Origin of the sequence: uncultured Aquimarina sp., assembly GCF_947495315.1 — a bacterium.
Classification (GTDB): domain Bacteria; phylum Bacteroidota; class Bacteroidia; order Flavobacteriales; family Flavobacteriaceae; genus Aquimarina.
The window spans coordinates 42599-62023 of sequence record NZ_CANLYD010000003.1; the positions used below are offsets into that span (position 1 = coordinate 42599).

A 19425-nucleotide genomic window follows, 5' to 3' on the forward strand; every position below is an offset into this window, starting at 1 on the left:
ATAATATTATATTTGCGCTTTAATTATTTACAATGAACAAAGGAACAGTAAAATTTTTTAATGACTCCAAAGGATTTGGATTCATCACAGAAGAAGGATCAAACAAAGACCATTTTGTACACATTTCAGGCTTAATCGACGAAGTTCGTGAAGGTGACGAAGTAGAGTTTGAACTTAAAGAAGGTAAAAAAGGAATGAACGCGGTAAACGTGAAAGTATTATAATATACATATTGACTTTTTTAAAACATAAGCCTGTCCGTTTGGATAGGCTTTTTTTGTTTTTACTAATAATGAGCAATTGTTGAAAAAACCTTAGTTTTATTATAAGTATAAATTAAAGGAATGTTCTTTTTTTACATAAACGTTTATATAGATGAATAAGATAGGAGTGATAGGAGCTACAGGTATGATTGGTCATCATGTTGCGAAAGCTGTTCTAGATAATCCGGAAAATGAACTAGTTGTCTTGCATAGAAAAACTTCCAATCTTTCAACCATACAGGATTTGAAATTTGAAAGCAGTATTACAGATTTAAATGATAGTGATAGTTTAACAAAAGCATGCGCTGGATTAGACTATGTTTTAAATTGTGGAGCATATTACCCTACCAATCCGAAACCGCTAAAAAAAGAAATTAAAATTGCAGAACATCAAATGAATAACTTCGTTAATGCAATTAACGAAAGCAGTGTAAAAAAAGGATTGTATTTAGGCGGAGCAATTGCAATTCCTAAATCGAAAAGTGGAATTGGTAGCGAGGAAATAATATATAAGAATAGTCCAGAAAATAAATCAGCCTATGTGCAGGTTAAATGGGTAATGGATAAAATAGCCAGAGAAGCAGCAAAATCTGAAACGCCTATCGTAATCGGAATCCCCACCATGACTTTTGGAGAGTTTGATTACGGCCCTTCAACCGGACGACTTATAACTAATATCGTAAACCAGACATTACCAGGGTATGTTGATGGAAATAGAAATGTAGTATATGCTGGTGATGCTGCAAGAGGGTTGTTATTAGCCTGCCTGAATGGAAGAATAGGAGAACGGTATTTAATTACTGGCGAGAATATATCCATGGAAAATTTAGTTAAGAAAATAGTTCAAACTGCTAAACTTCCACAAATGCCCAAAAAAGTTTCAATTCGCCTTGCGAAAATTGTATCCAAGATTAAAATGGCAAAATATAAAATGTTTGGAGGAGAACTTCCTTTACTTAATGATACCGCCATTGCAGTAATGTCTGCTGGACAGTTTCTTAATGGAGAAAAAGCAAAAAGAGATCTCGGGTATGAACCAATAGTGTCTATAGATGAATCAATTCAAAAAACCATTGATTGGTTTAAAAAAGAGAGTTATATAAAATAGAATGTTATAATACTACTTGAAATAGTTTAGTACATAGAACATTTCAATATCCGAATAGACAAGAATTACGCTAGTTGATTTTATTTATCAATACACTATTGTATTTTTGAGAAAACAAAAGTTACCCGAATGAAAATTGTAATATCACCAGCCAAGTCTTTAGACTTTGAAACCTCGTTACCAACAAAAAAATATACAGAGCCATCTTTTCTAGAGGAGGCAAAAAAGTTAAATACCGTTCTTCAGAAGAAGACTCCTAAGAAGCTTTCTGATTTGATGAGTATTAGTGATAATCTCGCACAACTAAATTGGCAGCGTAATCAAGATTGGCAACTTCCTTTTACTTCAGAAAACGCCAGGCCCGCTGTGTATGCTTTTAAAGGAGATGTATATATTGGATTGGATAGCTACACAATTCCAGAAGATAAGTTGGATATACTGCAGGATAAACTAAGAATACTTTCTGGGTTATATGGAATTTTAAAACCATTGGATTTAATGCAGCCTTATCGATTAGAGATGGGAACCAAACTTAAGGTGGGGCGAAAGAATAATCTGTATGAGTTTTGGAAAAAGCAGGTAACCGAGCAGTTAAATCAAGAACTTCAAGATGATGAGTTATTTGTAAACCTGGCAAGTAACGAATACTTCAGCGTAATTGATAAAAAGACATTAAAAGTTCCGATTATTACTCCGCAATTTAAAGATTGGAAAGGTGATAAATTAAAGATGATTAGTTTCTTTGCAAAAAAAGCAAGAGGTATGATGGTGCGTTATATCATTGATACTGGTGCAGAAACAATAGAGGATCTGAAAGGGTTCGATTATGAAGGCTATAGCTTTAGTGAAGAACATACTTCTAAACCAAACGAATTGGTTTTTGTTAGGTAGGAATATAAAATATTTTTAAATTTTGTTTTCAGATATGGCCAAAGTTCTTTGGGTTTTTTTAGCAGTGATTATAAGTTCTTGCGGTAGTGAAAAAGTTGTAGACCTAATTATTTATGATGAATACGCATTACCCTTACCCCATTTTTGTCCAAAACTGAAAGAAGATCTAGAAGCATCTAAACTGTTAGATAGTATCAAATTTTATGGGACTCCAATTCCTGTTTCGACCTTGTCATTGACTATAGATACGTCTGCTGTCAAAAGACTTGATATTCCAATTGATAAATTTAGTAAACGATTAAAAGAAGTTGAAGATTCTTTGAATAGTGGTTCTAAAAATTTTCAAAATGTAACGTATTTAGATTATCTAAATCCTAAAGATGGTAAGAAAATACCTTTTTCTTCTTTGGTTGAAATAAAAGCTCATTCGGGCTATTTACAACCAGAAGTATTTATTCCAGAGCCAAAAGAGTTTTATTATAAAGACGAAAGAGCAGTTAATGTTAAGTTATATGTGAAGGATGGAAAAATGAAAGAGACTCTTTTATTTGTAAAGCAGTTAATTAACTCTGACTATAAAAAATCTTTTACCAAATATGAAATCACGACCATAAAAAAGAATTAAACAAAAATCATAATGGTTTCCTGTATACTTGGATAGAGTTATATTTTATGGTAAAGGATGTAATAGGCTAGTATTTCGATTTTCAGATGTGTCTAATTTTAGTATCTTCATCCCTTACATATATCTCACAAATCGTTAGATGCAAAAAATTATAAACTTTCTCGATTGGGTTGGTGAAAAAATAGGAACGCTTGTAAGTTGGGTTGCAGTTCTTTTAGCCCTTGTTATTGGAGTAGATGTGATTATTCGATATGTGTTTCAGTTTACGTTTATTTGGATGATTGAGACAGAGATCTATCTATTTGGGATCTTGTTTCTGGTTGGGTCAGGATATACTTTCAAGTATGGAAAGCACGTGAGAGTAGATGTTTTTTATACCAAAATGTCAGAAAAAGGCAAAGCCTGGATCGATCTGTTAGGAGGCGCATTTTTATTAATACCTTGGTGTTATGTGGTAATTGTTTCTTCTTGGTATTACGGATTGTCTTCCTTTATGATAAGAGAATCTTCTGCGCAAACAGGTGGATTACCAGCGTTATATGTGCTTAAGTTTTGCATCACTTTAGGTTTCGTGTTTCTACTTATACAAGGTGTTTCCGAAATGCTAAAATCAATTCAGATCATTTTTAATAGAGATAATTAATGGAGTTTTTAGCAATCATCTTATTCGTAATTATCTTTATCTTAATACTGAAAGGGTATCCTGTTGCTTTTACATTAGGAGGTATTTCTGTAGCCTTTGCTTTTGGAGTATCGATTTTCGCACCAGAATATTTTACCATGTCCACTTTCTATTTATTACCTTCTCGGATTATGGGAGTGGTAAATAACTACGTTTTGATGGCAGTTCCTTTGTTTATCTTTATGGGGATAATGCTTGAGAAATCAGGACTTGCACAAAGTTTATTAGAAACTATGGCCATGATGTTTGGACGAATACGAGGTGGTCTGGCAATTTCTGTAGTAATTGTTGGAGCTTTATTGGCTGCTTCAACAGGCATTGTGGGAGCAACTGTAGTAACTATGGGATTAATTAGTTTGCCTACAATGCTAAAACGAGGATACAAAACGGAGTTAGCGGCAGGAGTAATTGCATCTTCAGGGACTTTGGGGCAGATTATTCCACCTTCTATTGTTTTAGTATTATTGGCAGATACTATCAATAGTTCTTCAAGAGGAGCTGCATCGGTAGATGTAGGAACATTGTTTTCTGCAGCTTTGTTTCCTGGGTTGATTTTAGTTGGATTATATATAGTATACATTTTAGTAAAATCATTTATCCATAAGGATGATGCGCCAAGTATTCCAGCCGAAGAAATTGCAGCATTTAGAGAAGATAATTTCATCCCTAAGGTACTTAAAGTACTCTTGTTACCTGTCTTGTTGATAGTAATCGTTTTGGGTTCGATTTTTACGGGAGTAGCTTCTCCAACAGAAGCTTCTGCAATTGGGGCATTGGGAGCAACCATTCTAACCATTGTTCAGAAAAAGTTTTCTTTTAAAATTCTAAAAGAAGTTGCCCAAGAAACCACAAAGTTAACCTCCATGGTGTTTTTTATTTTGTTGGGCGCAACGACTTTTACATTAGTATTTAGAACATTAGGAGGAGATCAATACCTTCAGGAATTGATCATGTCTTCTCAGTTAACTCCTTTGATGTTTCTGTTATTAGTAATGCTAGTAATTTTCATTGCAGGATTCTTTATCGATTTTATTGAGATTATATTTATAATAGTTCCTGTTGTGACTCCGATTTTTAATGCTTTTGATATGAATATGCTTTGGGTGGGAATTTTGATGGCATTAAACCTACAAACGTCATTTCTTACGCCTCCTTTTGGATTTGCATTGTTTTATTTAAAAGGAGTTGCGCCAGCAACGGTCAAAACCAGTCAGATATATCGAGGAATTATTCCTTTTATTGTAATTCAACTAATCATCGTTAGTTTAGTGATGTTTTTTCCGGAGATTATTTTTAGTTCGAAGTAAATTGAAAAATCTATTAGATGTTTTTAAGTTATAATTAAAGTTTTTTTAGATTGTTTATTTCAGTTTTGGCGGCTTTTAGTTGTTTTTTAAATTTTCTCTTTTGTATTCTACATTTTGATTTCAATAAATCGAATTGAATTCTACAAATTAAAGATTCGCAATAATCTATACGATTTTGAATAGGGAGTTTAGAAATAATGGTTTTATATAATTCATCTCTTTTTGTAAGTAAAGGCGTACGGTTTTTTTTGAATAAAGACATTTTAAGTGGGGAGTTAGATGGGTATATGTTAGCATATATTCTATAATTATTAATTTTAAGTATAATAATGATCATTGTTTAACGATCAAACTTCATTCCCTATCGAGTTTTTAAATATTAAAATTAATATAAAACTATAGCCTGTTTTTTCGTCTGATTATTAATAAGTGTTGTTAGGTTTTCAAAATGGTTTAGTCATAAATGAAACCAAAGAAGTACATTTTCGTTTTGAATATTTGATAGGAAAAAGAATTCTTAGAACAAGAAATAGTATTTAATTAGGAATAATTATAAATTGAGAGCCTAATAAAAATCAAAAAATGAATTCTATTTTAATACAACTATTCCGAACATATGATATGAAAAGGTTATTCGTATTATTATTAGTCAGTTCATTTTTTTCATCCTGCTTAGGAGAACCACCGGCAAGTATGAATAACCCTTCATCCTATGATGTGACGAAACCTAATAAAGTATTTCATTGGAAAATGACAACCACCTGGCCACCTAATTTTCCGGTTGTTGGAGAAGTAGCTGAGAAGTACGCTGAATGGGTGGATGAACTCTCTAATGGTCAGATCAAAATTAAAGTGTATGGAGGCGGAGAATTAGTACCACCGCTAGAAGCTTTTGATGCAGTTTCGCAAGGAACAATCGAGATGGGATGCGGAGCTGCGTATTATTGGGCAGGGAAAACTCCGGCGGCACAGTTCTTTGCAGCAGTTCCTTTTGGTATGAATAGTCAGCAAATTACCTCTTGGTTAGAAGTAGGTGGCGGCTATGAACTATGGAAAAAGACCTACGCGAAATTTAATTTGGTGCCTTATATGGGAGGGAATACGGGAGTGCAAATGGGTGGATGGTTCAATCGGGAAATTAATTCAATAGAAGATTTTAAAGGGTTAAAAATGCGCTTACCAGGAATTGGAGGAAAGGTATTAGAAAAAGCTGGAGGAGCTGCTGTTTTGGTAGCCGGTAGTGAGATTTATACAAGTTTAGAACGTGGAGTTATTGACGCTACAGAATGGATTGGCCCATATCATGATTATAAAATGGGATTCCATAAAATTTCGAAATATTATTATACGCCTGGTTGGCATGAAACGGGTTCTCAATTAGAGTTTTTTATTAATAAAAATCTTCATGATGGTTTGCCTCCACATTTACAAGCTGTTTTACAGGCGGCCGCTAAACGAGCTCAAGTTTGGGTGTTGTCAGAATTTGATAAACAAAATGGTATTTATCTAGACAAGTTAGTTAATGAAGAAGGAGTTGAAATCAGAGAATTTTCTAAAGAAACGCTTGATGCATTAAGGGGTTTTACTGATGAAGCTATACAGGAAATGATAGGGGATGATCCTTTATCCAAAGAGGTATATGAGAGCTATTCTAGTTTTCAAAACAGAATATCTAAATGGTCCGAAATAACTGAAAAAGCCTACTACAATAAAATTCAGAAATAAATTTCGACACGGTTATTTTTTTTAATTGCCATTCTTAAAGTGTTCTAGATAACACCTTAGAAGAATTAGTTAATTATTAATGTAAAAATTAATTATTTGATTTATTCTGATTAAAATGTATTGGAAGTATTCATTCTAATCAATATCTTCGCAGCGAATGTTCGCTAAATATTATTTAAACACAAAATTATTATCATGCAAATCAAAAAGGTTTTAGTTGCCAATCGAGGGGAAATAGCTATTCGAATTTTTAGAGCTTGTACAGAGATTGGGTTACAAACCGTAGGAGTTTACACCTATGAAGATAGATATTCTTTACATCGATATAAAGCAGATGAAGCGTATCAAATAGGAGCAGATAATGAGCCGTTAAAACCGTATTTAAATATTGAAGCAATTATTAAGGTTGCAAAAAAGAACAATGTAGATGCAATACATCCGGGATATGGTTTCCTTTCGGAAAATGCTGATTTTGCACAGAGATGCGAGGAAAACGATATCATTTTTATTGGGCCTAAAGTATCAGTACTTCGTTCATTAGGTGACAAGATCATGGCAAAAGAAGTCGCTATTGCCAACGATATTCCGATTATCCAAAGTAATATAGAGGATCTTACAGATGTAAAGGTAGCAATCAAAGAAGCTAAGCGAATTGAATTTCCAGTAATGCTTAAAGCTGCTTCAGGTGGTGGTGGTCGAGGAATGCGTGTGATCCGTAGTGTAGAAGAATTAGAAAAAGCATATCCTGAATCCCAGAGAGAAGCTCTCAATGCGTTTGGGGATGATACCGTTTTTCTTGAGAAGTTCGTAGAAAACCCAAAACATATAGAAATACAAATCGTTGCCGATCATCATGGCAATATGGTACATCTTTTTGAACGTGATTGTTCTGTGCAGCGACGTTATCAAAAAGTGATCGAGTATGCTCCTTCCTTTGGGGTTGAGCAGGAAATTCTAGACAATTTATATCAGTATGCTTTAACAATATGTAAAGCAGTAGATTATAATAATATTGGTACTGTAGAATTTTTGGTTGATGACGATGGTAGTATTTATTTTATAGAAGTAAATCCTAGAGTTCAAGTAGAGCATACAGTTACCGAAATAGTAACGGGTATCGATTTGATCAAAGCCCAAATTTTTATTGCAGGTGGTTATAAGTTATCTGATACACAAATAAAAATAGAAAGCCAAGAGAATCTTAAAGTAAATGGGTATGCGGTACAATGTAGGATTACAACCGAAGATCCCGAAAATGACTTTAAACCTGATTACGGAACTATTACCACGTATAGAAGTGCTTCAGGGTTTGGTATTCGATTAGATGCCGGTAGTGTATATCAAGGTGTTACCATTTCACCTTTCTTTGATTCCATGCTTGTAAAGGTTTCTGCTAATAGTAGGACCTTAGACGGAGCATGTAGAAAAATGCGCAGAGCTCTTTCAGAATTTAGGATTCGTGGTGTAAAAACAAATATGCCATTTTTAGACAATATCCTGAAGCATGAAACTTTTAGAAGGGGAGCAGTTACGGTTAATTTTATCAGAGATACAAAAACGTTATTCACTATTAAAGAATCTCGAAACCGGGCTACCAAATTGGCAAACTTTTTAGGAGACATTATTGTAAACGGTAATCCTGATGTAAAGACCGTGGATCCAACAAAGACTTTTGTTCTTCCGAAAGTTCCGGAATTCGATCAAACGAATGGATATAAAAAAGGAACCAAAGATTTATTAACGGAATTAGGACCTGAGAAATTTGCAACTTGGTTAAAAAATGAAAAGAAAGTTCATTTTACGGATACCACAATGCGAGATGCACATCAGAGTTTACTGGCTACTAGAATGCGTACTTATGACATGCAAAAAGTGGCAGAAGGATTTGCTAAAAACCACCCAGAAGTTTTTAGTATGGAAGTTTGGGGTGGAGCAACGTTTGATGTTTGCCTTAGGTTTTTAAGAGAAAATCCCTGGGAACGTCTTCGTGAATTAAGAAAAGCAATGCCTAATCTGTTATTGCAGATGTTAATTCGAGGATCAAACGGTGTTGGATACACTGCTTATCCCGATAACCTGATAGGAAAGTTTGTGGAGCAATCTTGGGAAAATGGAGTCGATGTTTTCAGAATCTTCGATTCATTAAACTGGATGAAATCCATCGCTCCTTGTATTGAACACGTTAGAACCCGTACACAAGGCCTGGCTGAAGGTTCTTTATGCTACACTGGAGATATTTTAGATCCAAAACGAACTAAATATACATTAGAGTATTATGTGCAATTGGCAAAGGATATTGAGAATGCAGGAGCGCATATATTAGGAATTAAAGATATGGCTGGTTTGTTGAAACCATATGCGGCTTATGAATTAGTTTCGGCATTAAAATCTGAAATTAATATTCCTATTCATTTGCATACTCATGATACTTCTTCAGTACAATCGGCTACCTATCTAAAAGCGATTGAAGCAGGAGTGGATGTAGTAGATGTTGCTTTAGGAGGACTTTCTGGATTAACTGCACAACCTAATTTTAATGCAATTATGGAAATGCTTAGGTTCCACGAACGTGAGAATCCAATGAACATGACAAAATTGAATGAATATTCTAATTATTGGGAAGCAGTACGTGAATATTATTATGTTTTCGAATCTGGTCTGAAGGCAGGAACTGGAGAGGTTTATCAGCATGAAATTCCGGGAGGACAGTATTCTAATTTAAAACCTCAGGCACAAGGATTAGGCTTGGCAGATCGTTTTCATGAAATTACCAAGATGTATGGTGAGGTGAATACACTTTTTGGAGATATTGTGAAAGTAACACCAAGTTCCAAAGTGGTTGGGGATATGGCGCAATATCTGGTAAGTAATAATCTTACTATAGAGGATGTAAAAGAACGAGGAGAAACCATTTCTTTTCCGCAATCTGTAGTTAATCTGTTCAAAGGAGAATTAGGACAACCAGAAGGAGGATTCCCGAAAGATCTTCAGAAATCAGTACTAAAGGATCAGAAGCCATTTACCAATAGGCCGAATGCACATCTGGAACCTGTAGATTTTGAAACAGAGTTCAAAGATTTTGTAAAAGTCTTCAAAAAAGGAATGGGTAGAGAACTGGATATCACAGATTTTCTTTCGTACAAATTATATCCAAAGGTGTTCACAGGCGCATATAATCACCACGTTAAGTATGGTAATGTGATGAATATTCCGACTAAAAACTTCTTTTACGGAATGACTCCTGGAGAGGAGATTATTATAGAATTAGATAAAGGAAAAATCTTATTGATTGAGCTAATCTCAATCGGAGAACCTCACGATGATGGGATGGTGACTGTATTCTTTAAAGTAAATGGTCAGACTCGAAATGTAGAGATTAAAGACAATTCCATTAAGGTCGATAAAGTAGTACATTCAAAAGTAGATAAAACAGATACTAAGCAGATTGGGGCGCCACTGCAAGGATCTTTATCCTCGGTATTGGTAAAGACAGGTCAGGAAGTGAAGAAGAACGATCCATTGTTTATTATTGAAGCTATGAAAATGGAAACGACTATTACTGCTAATGAAGACGCGACGATTAAAAAAGTAGTGCTTAAATCTGGGACGATGGTTGAAGCAGATGATTTGGTGATAACCTTAAAATAATAATTTTTTGGTGCTACCAATAAAAACAAAAGCCTCATAGGAAACTAAGAGGCTTTTCTATTTTAATTTAAAATAGATGCTATTCTTTAATAATTCGTTTTATAATACTTCCTTTTTCTCCTTCGATATTAATAAAATATATTCCAGAACTTAATTCAGAAATATCAAAAGGATTATTAAGTGTTTCAAATACTTTCTTACCCACTATATTATATACAGTTACCTTTTTTATTGGAATTGAAATGTTAATTAAACCTATAGTCGGAATAGGATATACACGTAACTGATCAATCGTAAGTTCTTCCTCTTCTGTACTAAGGGTTGCAACAACAAAACAAGAAGATCTTTGCGTGCACCCATTTATTGTTATTTCTACCCCGTAATTACCATTTTCAGTAGCAGTAAAAGACTGGTTGTTTTCTCCAATAATAGGTGTGTCCGTATCACAGTTAATCCATTGATAGAATCCTCCATTTGTATTAGCGGTAAAAGTAGGCGCAGAAGAATCGTCTACTGAAGCATTTGGTATATCAAATACTTCCATAGTATCAGATGCTGAATTAGAACAACCATTAGCATCCGTAAAGCTATATGTTATGGTATGAATACCCACACCAGCAATTGCAGGATCAAAAGAGAATGTCATTCCGTTACTATTATCAGTGACTCCAGTTCCAGAATATACACCACCAGTTGCAGTTCCGCCACTTAATGCAGTTTGTACACCTGCATCAACACACAGATCAGCAGGAGCTGTAAACGTTACTGTTGGTAGATCAAATACTTCTATAGTATCAGATGCTGAATTAGAACACCCATTAGCATCCGTAAAGCTATATGTTATGGTATGAATACCCACACCAGCAATTGCAGGATCAAAAGAGAATGTCATTCCATTACTATTATCAGTGACTCCAGTTCCAGAATATACACCACCAGTTGCAGTTCCACCGCTTAATCCAGTTTGTACACCTGCATCAATACACAGATCTGCAGGAGCAGTAAATGTTACTGTTGGTACATCAAATACTTCTATAGTATCAGATGCTGAATTGGAACATCCATTAGCATCCGTAAAGCTGTATGTTATTGTATGAACACCTACACCAGCAGTTGCTGGATCAAAAGAGAATGTCATTCCATTACTATTGTCAGTCACTCCAGTTCCAGAATATACACCACCAGTCGCAGTTCCACCGCTTAATCCAGTTTGTACACCTGCATCAATACACAGATCTGCAGGAGCAGTAAATGTTACTGTTGGTACATCAAATACTTCTATGGTATCTGAAGCAGCATTAGAACATCCATTAGCATCCGTAAAGTTATATGTTATGGTGTGAACACCCACACCAGCAGTTGCAGGATCAAAAGAAAATGTCATTCCATTCCCATCATCAGTTACACCAGCTCCTGAATATATACCACCATTTGGAGTTCCACCATTTAATCCTGTTTGTACACCTGCATCAATACACAGATCTGCAGGAGCAGTAAATGTTACTGTTGGTACATCAAATACTTCTATGGTATCTGAAGCAGCATTAGAACATCCATTAGCATCAGTAAGGCTGTATGTTATTGTATGAATACCAACACCAGCAGTTGCAGGATCAAAAGAAAATGTCATTCCGTTACCATTATCAGTAACTCCAGCTCCTGAATATACACCACCAGTTGCAGTTCCGCCACTTAATCCAGTTTGTACACCTGCATTAATACACAGATCTGCTGGAGCTGTAAAAGTTACTGTTGGTATATCAAATATTTCTATGGTATCTGAAGCAGCATTAGAGCATCCATTAGCATCAGTAAGGCTGTATGTTATTGTGTGAACTCCTATACCGGCTGTTGTTGGATTAAAAGAATAGGTTGTTCCATTTCCATCATCAGTTACCCCAGCTCCTGAATAGATTCCTCCGGTTGGGGTTCCTCCACCTAACCCATTTTGTACACCTACATCAATACATAGATCAGCTGGGGCAGTAAAAGTTACTGTTGGTAAATCAAATACTTCTACAGTGTCATTTGCACTGTCACTACAAGTGCCAGCACTTGTATAGGTAATTATATGTGTGCCTAGACCTGCTATTGCAGGGTTAAAGCTATAGGTCATTCCATTACCATCATCCGTTACACCAGGACCTGTATATATACCTCCAACAGGACTTCCTCCGCCTAATCCGGATTGCAAACCTTCGTTAACACACAGATCTGATGGAGCTGTATACGAAACGACATCATTTGCGGTAACATTAACATTGACAGTTCCACATGAACTCGGTATTACACATAAGCCACCTTCACCTCTTACAAAATAAGTGGTACTTGGTATAGATGGGGTTACGATAAAAGTAGCGGAAGTTGTAGTTCCTATCTCCATACCACCACAAGATCCAGTATATATATGCCACTCTGTAGCATCGTTAAGATTTCCAGAAATAGTAAGTGTAGTGCTGTCTCCATCACAAATAGTGGTTGGAGCATGCGTAACGGTTGGAACATCTGGATCTGTGCAAGGAATTGCATCAAGATTTACCAAAAACAGTAAGTCAGTAGAATCAAGTTGAGGACTTCCTCCTGAAAAACGTATTCCTTCCGTATAATCAGGAGTCGACTCATTATCAAAAGCAATAGCAAAACTTAAATTGGAAATGTCAAAAGTGTACTTCTGACCCGCAATCAAGGTAATATTCAATGCTGAAAAATCAATAAAAGAATAGTCAGAAGAAGTAGCAAATGGACTCGTAGGCTGATTGGTAATTGTTCCTAAGATTGAGCCACTATATCCTTCTCCATCGTATATGGTTACGTTGACAGACTCGTTGATAAACGTGAGAATACCAATAGAATTCAAAATTCCATTACAAGAGGCAGTAAAACTTTGCCCTGCTCGGATTGTGTTTGGAGTTGCACTAATCAACTGGTCATCATCGTTCTCCATAGAACATTGACCAAAGCTAGTATATGCAATAAGAAATATTGCAATTACAAGTATATTTTTTTTCACTTTCTAAGTATTTTAAATACACCTTTTTGAGTTGTTAACACTCCATTTAAAAGTTATTAACAATGTAGATAGGGGGCTTATTTGTATAAGGATGTCTACTATTATGACTCTAAGGTTATTAAATGTTTACGGCGTAAATATAGATAATTATTTTTTGTTAATAACTTTAACAATGAAATTGGATCATTTTGTGGCCAAAATTACTTCAAAAGAATATCGCAGATGTGACGCTTTTCGATAATTATTTGAACTTTTTATTTTTAACTTCAAGGCTTTGGGTAGCTTTAGTGTAAAATAGTAGAGTTTTACTATTTTTGCCAAATGCCATATTTTTTGATCATCGCTTTACAAGGATTTTGTATTTATCACGCTATTAAGAACAGAAATGAGTACTATTGGTACTTTTTGATTTTATTTTTACCGGTTATCGGAAGTATAATCTATTTGGTAACTCAGGTATTTAATAAAAAAGATTTGGATGTGGTTCAAAATGAGATCGTGAGTGTGATTAATCCTACTAAGAAAGTAAATGATCTTAAGAAACAAGTAGAATTTGCAGATACATTCCAGAATCGAATATATCTTGGTGATGCTTTTTATGAGATGGGTGATTATAATTCAGGTATTGGAGAGTATGAAATTGCTTTAAAAGGTAATTATAATCAGGACACAGGTGTTGTTAAAAAATTACTTGAAGGATATCATCAAACAAATCAATTCGACAAAGTTATTTTTTGTGCGGAGCAAATTAATTCCAGATCCGATTTTAGAGGTTCCAGAAGTCAGTTTCTTTACGGTATAGCTTTAGAGGAAAAAGGAAGGTCTAAAGAAGCAGAAGAAAACCTAAAACCAATCGATCAGCGATATTCTAATTATAAAGAACGTTATACTTTAGCTCAATTCCTTGATAAGAAAGGAAAAACTGCAGAAGCTAAAAATATTTTAGAAGAGATCATATTAGAATCCCAGCATATGTCTAAACCCAATCGGAATAAGTATAGGGGAGTAGTTAACGATGTAAAGAAATTAGCGTCTTCCTTATAATAATAAAATGTTATGCTTCCGGCAGAAGGTTGATTTTTCCCCAAATTATACTATCTTTAAGAATGAGGAATTTCATTTTGACTAATCGTTAGATTGTCTATTAAAACTATTCCTTATAGAGGCAAAACCTTGATTGCCTTTATAATGGTTCAAGGAATACTAAATATTAACTCATTTTTTATTATGTTTAAAAATCTCTTAAAACTAAACGGGGCTCAAGCAATTACTAAGAAAGAACAACAAACAATTAACGGTGGCTCGTCACGAGGTAATTGTTATCCATTCTTTCATTTAGGACCTTGTAGATTAAACTGCAATTGTCCGGGAACTACTGCCAGACAACCATCAGGAGCAAGTCAGTATTGTCTTCTAAATTATCCGGCAATTATTTATAATGCCAGACAGTGTGGAGGTGGTTCTGGAGGTGGAGGCGGAATATTTGCCTAAATAAAACACCAAAGTTTAATAATATGCTGTAATGGAAACATTGCAGCTTTTTTTGTATAAACTGAAACGTAGTGTATCTTTTCTCTACTATAGGCTAATAATTTCTTTGCATTTCGCAAAAACTTTCTATTTTTACAAAAATCAATAGTCCCCGATAGTCTTGAAAATCAAACCTATTCAAATATCCCTGTTTTTGATACTCGTATTGGGAGGATTATTTGGGTTAATGTTTTTAAGCGAAAAAGGAGGAATCCAAAAAGAACAAATACAAGAAGATGGTTTCTCTTACGAAGGAGTTTCTCTTAAATACCCTACCTATAAAACGTTTTTGGCCTTAGAAAAGGACTCATCTCTTATCAAGAAACAAGATATCCTTAAAGTTACTGAAACAGTCGTGCCTGTAGCGGATGAATCGGATATAGAACCAGAAACCCTAACGGCTGATGCAGTAGCTAAAAAAGATAGCCTTCAGAGACCTGATTTTTCCAAAATTGATACAACAAGAATTGAAAGGATCAGATATCCTGCCGATAATCCCAATTTTGCAGACGAATTAAAAGCTAAATTATCTTCCAGATCTTGTAGAATTATTCATTATGGAGATTCTCAGATTGAAGGAGATAGAATTACAGGGTACGTTAGAAATAGATTACAAGGAATGTACGGAGGTAGTGGTCCTGGATTTATTCCTGTGAAACCAGTATATAAGCAAATTGCAGCAATAGTAAAACCAAGTGAGAACTGGTTCAGATACGCCAGATTTGATCCTACACAAAAGAAATTTAAGCATAGAAAGTACGGGGCATATATGTCAGTATCTAGATTTACAGAACATAAAAAGACACTTCCGGATAGTGTTACATTAGATTCTTTACCATTAGTGAAGGCTTCAGTAACCATTGGTAAATCTAAAAAAGCGTATGCTAAATTTAGAAGGTTTACTAGCATTGGATTGCACTACGGTAATTGTAATGTTCCAATAAAAATTTCGGTGTATAATGACGGAAAGTTAATTCAACAAGATAGTTTGATTCCGGATGGGAAATATCATAAATACAGAATAAAAACGAATACCACTCCAAGTAATCTAAAAATTGAGTTAGAAGGAAAAGTAAGTGCTGATTTTTATGGAGTAACCTTAGATGGAGGATCAAGAGTACAGATGGATAATGTGGCGATGCGCGGTTCTTCAGGAACGATTTTTTCTAGTACAAATGCTGCTATATATGGGCAGATGACAAGGAATTTAAAACCTAAGATCATCATTATGCAGTATGGAGGTAATACAATGCCCTATCTTAAGGATTCTACAAAAGTGGATAATTATGCTAAATCTATTACCAATCAAATAAACTGGTTGAGACGAAGAACTAAAAATGTAAGTTTTATATTTATCGGACCTACAGATATGTGTCTTCCTGTAAATGGTAAGATGGAAACATATCCTTTACTACCATATCTAAATGCTAAATTAATGGAAACTTGTTCTCAGAATAATGTAGCGTATTGGAGTATGTATGATGCCATGGGAGGAAAAGGATCCATGCCTTTTTGGGTAGAAGAAAAGCTTACTGCTAACGATTATATGCATTTTACCTGGAAAGGAACCAAAATTATTTCGGAATTATTTTTTACAGCCCTATACCTTGACCTAAAAGAAGAACCAAATGATGAGACATAGCATATTATTTTTCTCTTTATTCTTAGTGAGTTCTTCAATATTGGCTCAGGACTATGTTTTGGATACAATTCAGAATAAATATCCTTTTGTGAATTGGAAAGCTAATCAAATCAAGTTCGCGGAAGATGCGCCATCATTTGCCAAGTTATTTCGTAAGCTGGATACCATTGTCAATGGAAGTGAAGAAGATGTTCATGTTTTTCATATTGGAGGATCACATATTCAGGCAGATATTTATTCGAATAGATTGAGAACATATTTACAGCATATGAGTCCGACCGCCAAAGGTCAACGCGGGTTTATTTATCCATATAAAATTGCCGGTACTAATAATCCCAGCAATTATAATGTCGAGTATGATGGAGACTGGGCTGGATATCGTTGTTCTATAAAAAAGGATAGTGTAGCTTGGGGAATGGCAGGAGTAAGTGCTGTTTTTAAAGATTCTATTGCTAATATTAAGATCAAAGCAAATCATAGAGGCTATGATGCGCAACAATATGATTTTAATAGGATCAGAGTCTTTTATGATAATTGGAGCGATGACTATGAAATTAATTTTAAAGAATCAGGATTAATTGCGGATACCAAAGTAAATAAAGAAGCCCATTTTATTGAATTCATACTTACACAAACATTAGAAGAATTAGAGTTTTGTGTACAAAGAATAGGAAATCCCGAAAATCCTGAGTTCCTAATGATGGGGATGGAATTGATGAATGACAATAAAGGTGTAGAATATACGACGATAGGGGTGAATGGAGCAAGTTTTAACTATTATAATAGATGTAAGTATTTTAATAAACAATTGATGCTCTATAAACCGGATCTGTTTATAGTTTCTGTCGGAACTAATGATGGATATCATCCTGATTTTAAGCCAGAGGAATATAGGAAGTATTATGAAACTCTTATTTTAACTGCTCAAAAAGCTAATCCTGATTGTGCAGTGCTACTTACAGTGCCTAATGATTCTTATTATAAGCGAAAATTCCCAAATCCTAGAACAAGAGTGATGCAGAAGATTATTTACGATTTGGCAAAAAAGCATAAGATGGCAGTTTGGGATTTTTATGAAATAATGGGAGGTTTTAATTCCTCCAAAAATTGGTATCAGAATAAATTGATGCCACGAGATAGAATACATTTTACACAGTTGGGATATAGAATTAAAGCAGATTTACTATTACAGGCATTGACTAGTTCGTGGGAAAAAGAATTACAGTTAGAGCCAAATTCTGTTTTGAATCAAATTATTAATGAATAGATTAAAAGATATTTTTTCTTTTTCAGAGGATTTTCCTTTGATATTTACACAAGCAGATTTCTGGATATTTTTCGCAGCAATCTACTTTTTGTATGCGATAATATATCGTAAAAAGAGTCTCCGTAGTGCGTATCTTTTTGCCATTAGCTTATTGTTTTATTATAAGACGAGTGGTTTGTTTATTGGGATTTTGCTTTTCAGTACGGTAAATGATTTCTTTTTAGGTAAAGCTATTTATCACAGTACTTCCGTTGCAGTAAAGAAAACATTGGTAGCAATAAGTGTAATCATTAATCTAGGAACACTTTGTTATTTTAAATACGCCTACTTCTTTACAGAATCGTATAATAATCTTTTTAATACAGATTATGAGGTCATCAATTATCTGGCCCAGTTTGCTAATACTTGGGCAAATGCGGATTACTTTACTGTTGATACTATTATATTACCCGTAGGAATTTCTTTTTATACCTTCCAGACGATAAGTTATAGTGTGGATATTTATAGGAAACAGATAAAACCGTTGAATTCTATTATTGATTTTGGTTTTTTCGTGAGTTTCTTTCCTCAGTTAGTGGCTGGTCCTATTGTTCGTGCAGCGGATTTTGTACCACAGATCAGAAAAGAGATCAATATTACCAAAGAAGATTTTGGCAATGCAACTTTTATGATTCTCAAAGGACTGATAAAGAAGATGCTTTTCGCAGATTTCATTGCTATGAATTTTATGGATCGCGTATTCGATGTTCCAGAGATGTTTTCTGGGTTTACGAATATCATGGCAATGTTTGGATATTCATTGCAGATTTATGGAGATTTCTCAGGGTACACCGATATCGCTATTGGATTAGCATTGCTGATGGGGTATAAATTACCTATTAACTTTAATTCACCCTATAAGGCCATACATTGTGGAGATTTCTGGAAACGATGGCACATCTCACTATCCAGTTGGTTAAAAGACTATTTATATATTCCAATAGGAGGAAACCGTAACGGAAGTATCTTTTCATACGTATTCATTATTGTTTTTACTTTTTTAGGAGCATTTGCCTACGCAGACTTTGGTATTGCCATTATCGCTACTGCCGGAATAGGGTTGTTACTCATAGTAACATTGTTTTCGGCTAAACTGGCTTGGCATTTTAATAGGAACGTAAATATTATGATCACCATGTTGGTCGGAGGGTTATGGCACGGAGCGTCTTGGAAATTTGTCATCTGGGGCGGACTTAATGGTCTAGGGGTTGTTGCTTATAAATATTGGCGCCAAATAAGCCCTTATGAAAACTCCAACGCATGGTTAGCGACTATCTGGAAGATTACCTTTACTTTTATTTTCATCACATTTACCCGGATTTATTTTAGAGGGAATAGTATGGATCATATCGATCGTTTCTATCAATCCATAATGACCAATATGGATTGGACGAATGCATTGGTCGTACTTTGGGAATATAGAGTAGTTTTTATTGTAATGCTGATCGGATATATTACACATTGGCTACCCTATAAAACAAAAGATTGGTTGCTAGATCAGTTTATTAAAAGTAATATCGTGATTAAAGGATTAATAGCTACGATTGTGGCTATAATCTGTTATCAAACCTATGCTGCCGATTTCCAACCATTTATTTATTTTCAGTTTTAGAAAGCGTATTGTTATTAGGTTTCTTGGTCTTCGACAAGCTCAGACTGACAGTTTCGAGACCTGTCCGCCTCAGTAG

General features: G+C 34.7%; 14 protein-coding genes. 13 read left to right on the top strand and 1 reads right to left on the bottom strand.

Translation table 11 applies throughout. The annotated features are described in order from the left end of the window. Positions 1–32: 32 nt before the first annotated feature. The 8 genes from Q0910_RS06050 to Q0910_RS06085 all read left to right on the top strand — a co-directional run bounded on the left by Q0910_RS06050 (position 33) and on the right by Q0910_RS06085 (position 10249). Positions 33–224 carry a cold-shock protein gene (locus Q0910_RS06050; RefSeq protein WP_027392365.1) on the top strand — a complete coding sequence of 64 codons (192 nt, stop codon included), beginning with the start codon at positions 33–35 and terminating at the stop codon, positions 222–224. Between the two features lie 151 nt (positions 225–375). Continuing rightward, positions 376–1371 carry an NAD-dependent epimerase/dehydratase family protein gene (locus tag Q0910_RS06055; protein WP_299213595.1) on the top strand — a complete coding sequence of 332 codons (996 nt, stop codon included), beginning with the start codon at positions 376–378 and terminating at the stop codon, positions 1369–1371. 129 nt (positions 1372–1500) lie between these two features. Then, positions 1501–2262 (top strand): peroxide stress protein YaaA, encoded by a 762-nt coding sequence (yaaA, locus tag Q0910_RS06060; protein WP_299213597.1) that lies wholly within the window; start codon positions 1501–1503, stop codon positions 2260–2262. A gap of 34 nt (positions 2263–2296) precedes the next feature. Further along, on the top strand, positions 2297–2887 hold the full coding sequence (locus Q0910_RS06065) for a hypothetical protein (RefSeq protein WP_299213599.1): 591 nt from the start codon (positions 2297–2299) through the stop codon (positions 2885–2887). A 139-nt stretch (positions 2888–3026) separates the two neighbouring features. Continuing rightward, positions 3027–3530 (top strand): TRAP transporter small permease subunit, encoded by a 504-nt coding sequence (locus tag Q0910_RS06070; protein WP_299213601.1) that lies wholly within the window; start codon positions 3027–3029, stop codon positions 3528–3530. Continuing rightward, on the top strand, positions 3530–4876 hold the full coding sequence (locus Q0910_RS06075) for a TRAP transporter large permease subunit (protein WP_299213603.1): 1347 nt from the start codon (positions 3530–3532) through the stop codon (positions 4874–4876). The genes Q0910_RS06070 and Q0910_RS06075 overlap by 1 nt, the downstream gene beginning before the upstream one ends. Positions 4877–5458: 582 nt before the next feature. Then, positions 5459–6601 carry a TRAP transporter substrate-binding protein gene (locus Q0910_RS06080; RefSeq protein ID WP_299213605.1) on the top strand — a complete coding sequence of 381 codons (1143 nt, stop codon included), beginning with the start codon at positions 5459–5461 and terminating at the stop codon, positions 6599–6601. A gap of 195 nt (positions 6602–6796) precedes the next feature. After that, positions 6797–10249 carry a pyruvate carboxylase gene (locus tag Q0910_RS06085; protein WP_299213607.1) on the top strand — a complete coding sequence of 1151 codons (3453 nt, stop codon included), beginning with the start codon at positions 6797–6799 and terminating at the stop codon, positions 10247–10249. Positions 10250–10328: 79 nt separating this feature from the next. Here the strand turns inward: Q0910_RS06085 and Q0910_RS06090 are convergent, their stop codons facing one another. Next, on the bottom strand, positions 10329–13259 hold the full coding sequence (locus Q0910_RS06090; RefSeq protein ID WP_299213609.1) for a T9SS type A sorting domain-containing protein: 2931 nt from the start codon (positions 13257–13259) through the stop codon (positions 10329–10331). A 333-nt stretch (positions 13260–13592) separates the two neighbouring features. On the opposite strand from Q0910_RS06090, the gene Q0910_RS06095 reads away from it, so the two are divergent. The 5 genes from Q0910_RS06095 (at position 13593) to Q0910_RS06115 (ending at position 19349) form a co-directional block, all read left to right on the top strand. Continuing rightward, on the top strand, positions 13593–14303 hold the full coding sequence (locus Q0910_RS06095; RefSeq protein WP_299213611.1) for a hypothetical protein: 711 nt from the start codon (positions 13593–13595) through the stop codon (positions 14301–14303). Between the two features lie 183 nt (positions 14304–14486). Further along, positions 14487–14750, top strand: coding sequence for a hypothetical protein (locus Q0910_RS06100; protein WP_298543628.1), 264 nt, complete (start codon positions 14487–14489; stop codon positions 14748–14750). Between the two features lie 193 nt (positions 14751–14943). Further along, positions 14944–16431, top strand: coding sequence for a lipase (locus tag Q0910_RS06105; RefSeq protein ID WP_299213613.1), 1488 nt, complete (start codon positions 14944–14946; stop codon positions 16429–16431). Next, positions 16421–17698: a GDSL-type esterase/lipase family protein gene (locus Q0910_RS06110; RefSeq protein WP_299213615.1), complete on the top strand. Its 1278-nt coding sequence runs from the start codon at positions 16421–16423 to the stop codon at positions 17696–17698. The genes Q0910_RS06105 and Q0910_RS06110 overlap by 11 nt, the downstream gene beginning before the upstream one ends. Then, positions 17691–19349 (top strand): MBOAT family O-acyltransferase, encoded by a 1659-nt coding sequence (locus Q0910_RS06115; protein ID WP_299213617.1) that lies wholly within the window; start codon positions 17691–17693, stop codon positions 19347–19349. The genes Q0910_RS06110 and Q0910_RS06115 overlap by 8 nt, the downstream gene beginning before the upstream one ends. The last annotated feature ends 76 nt before the right edge of the window (positions 19350–19425 follow it).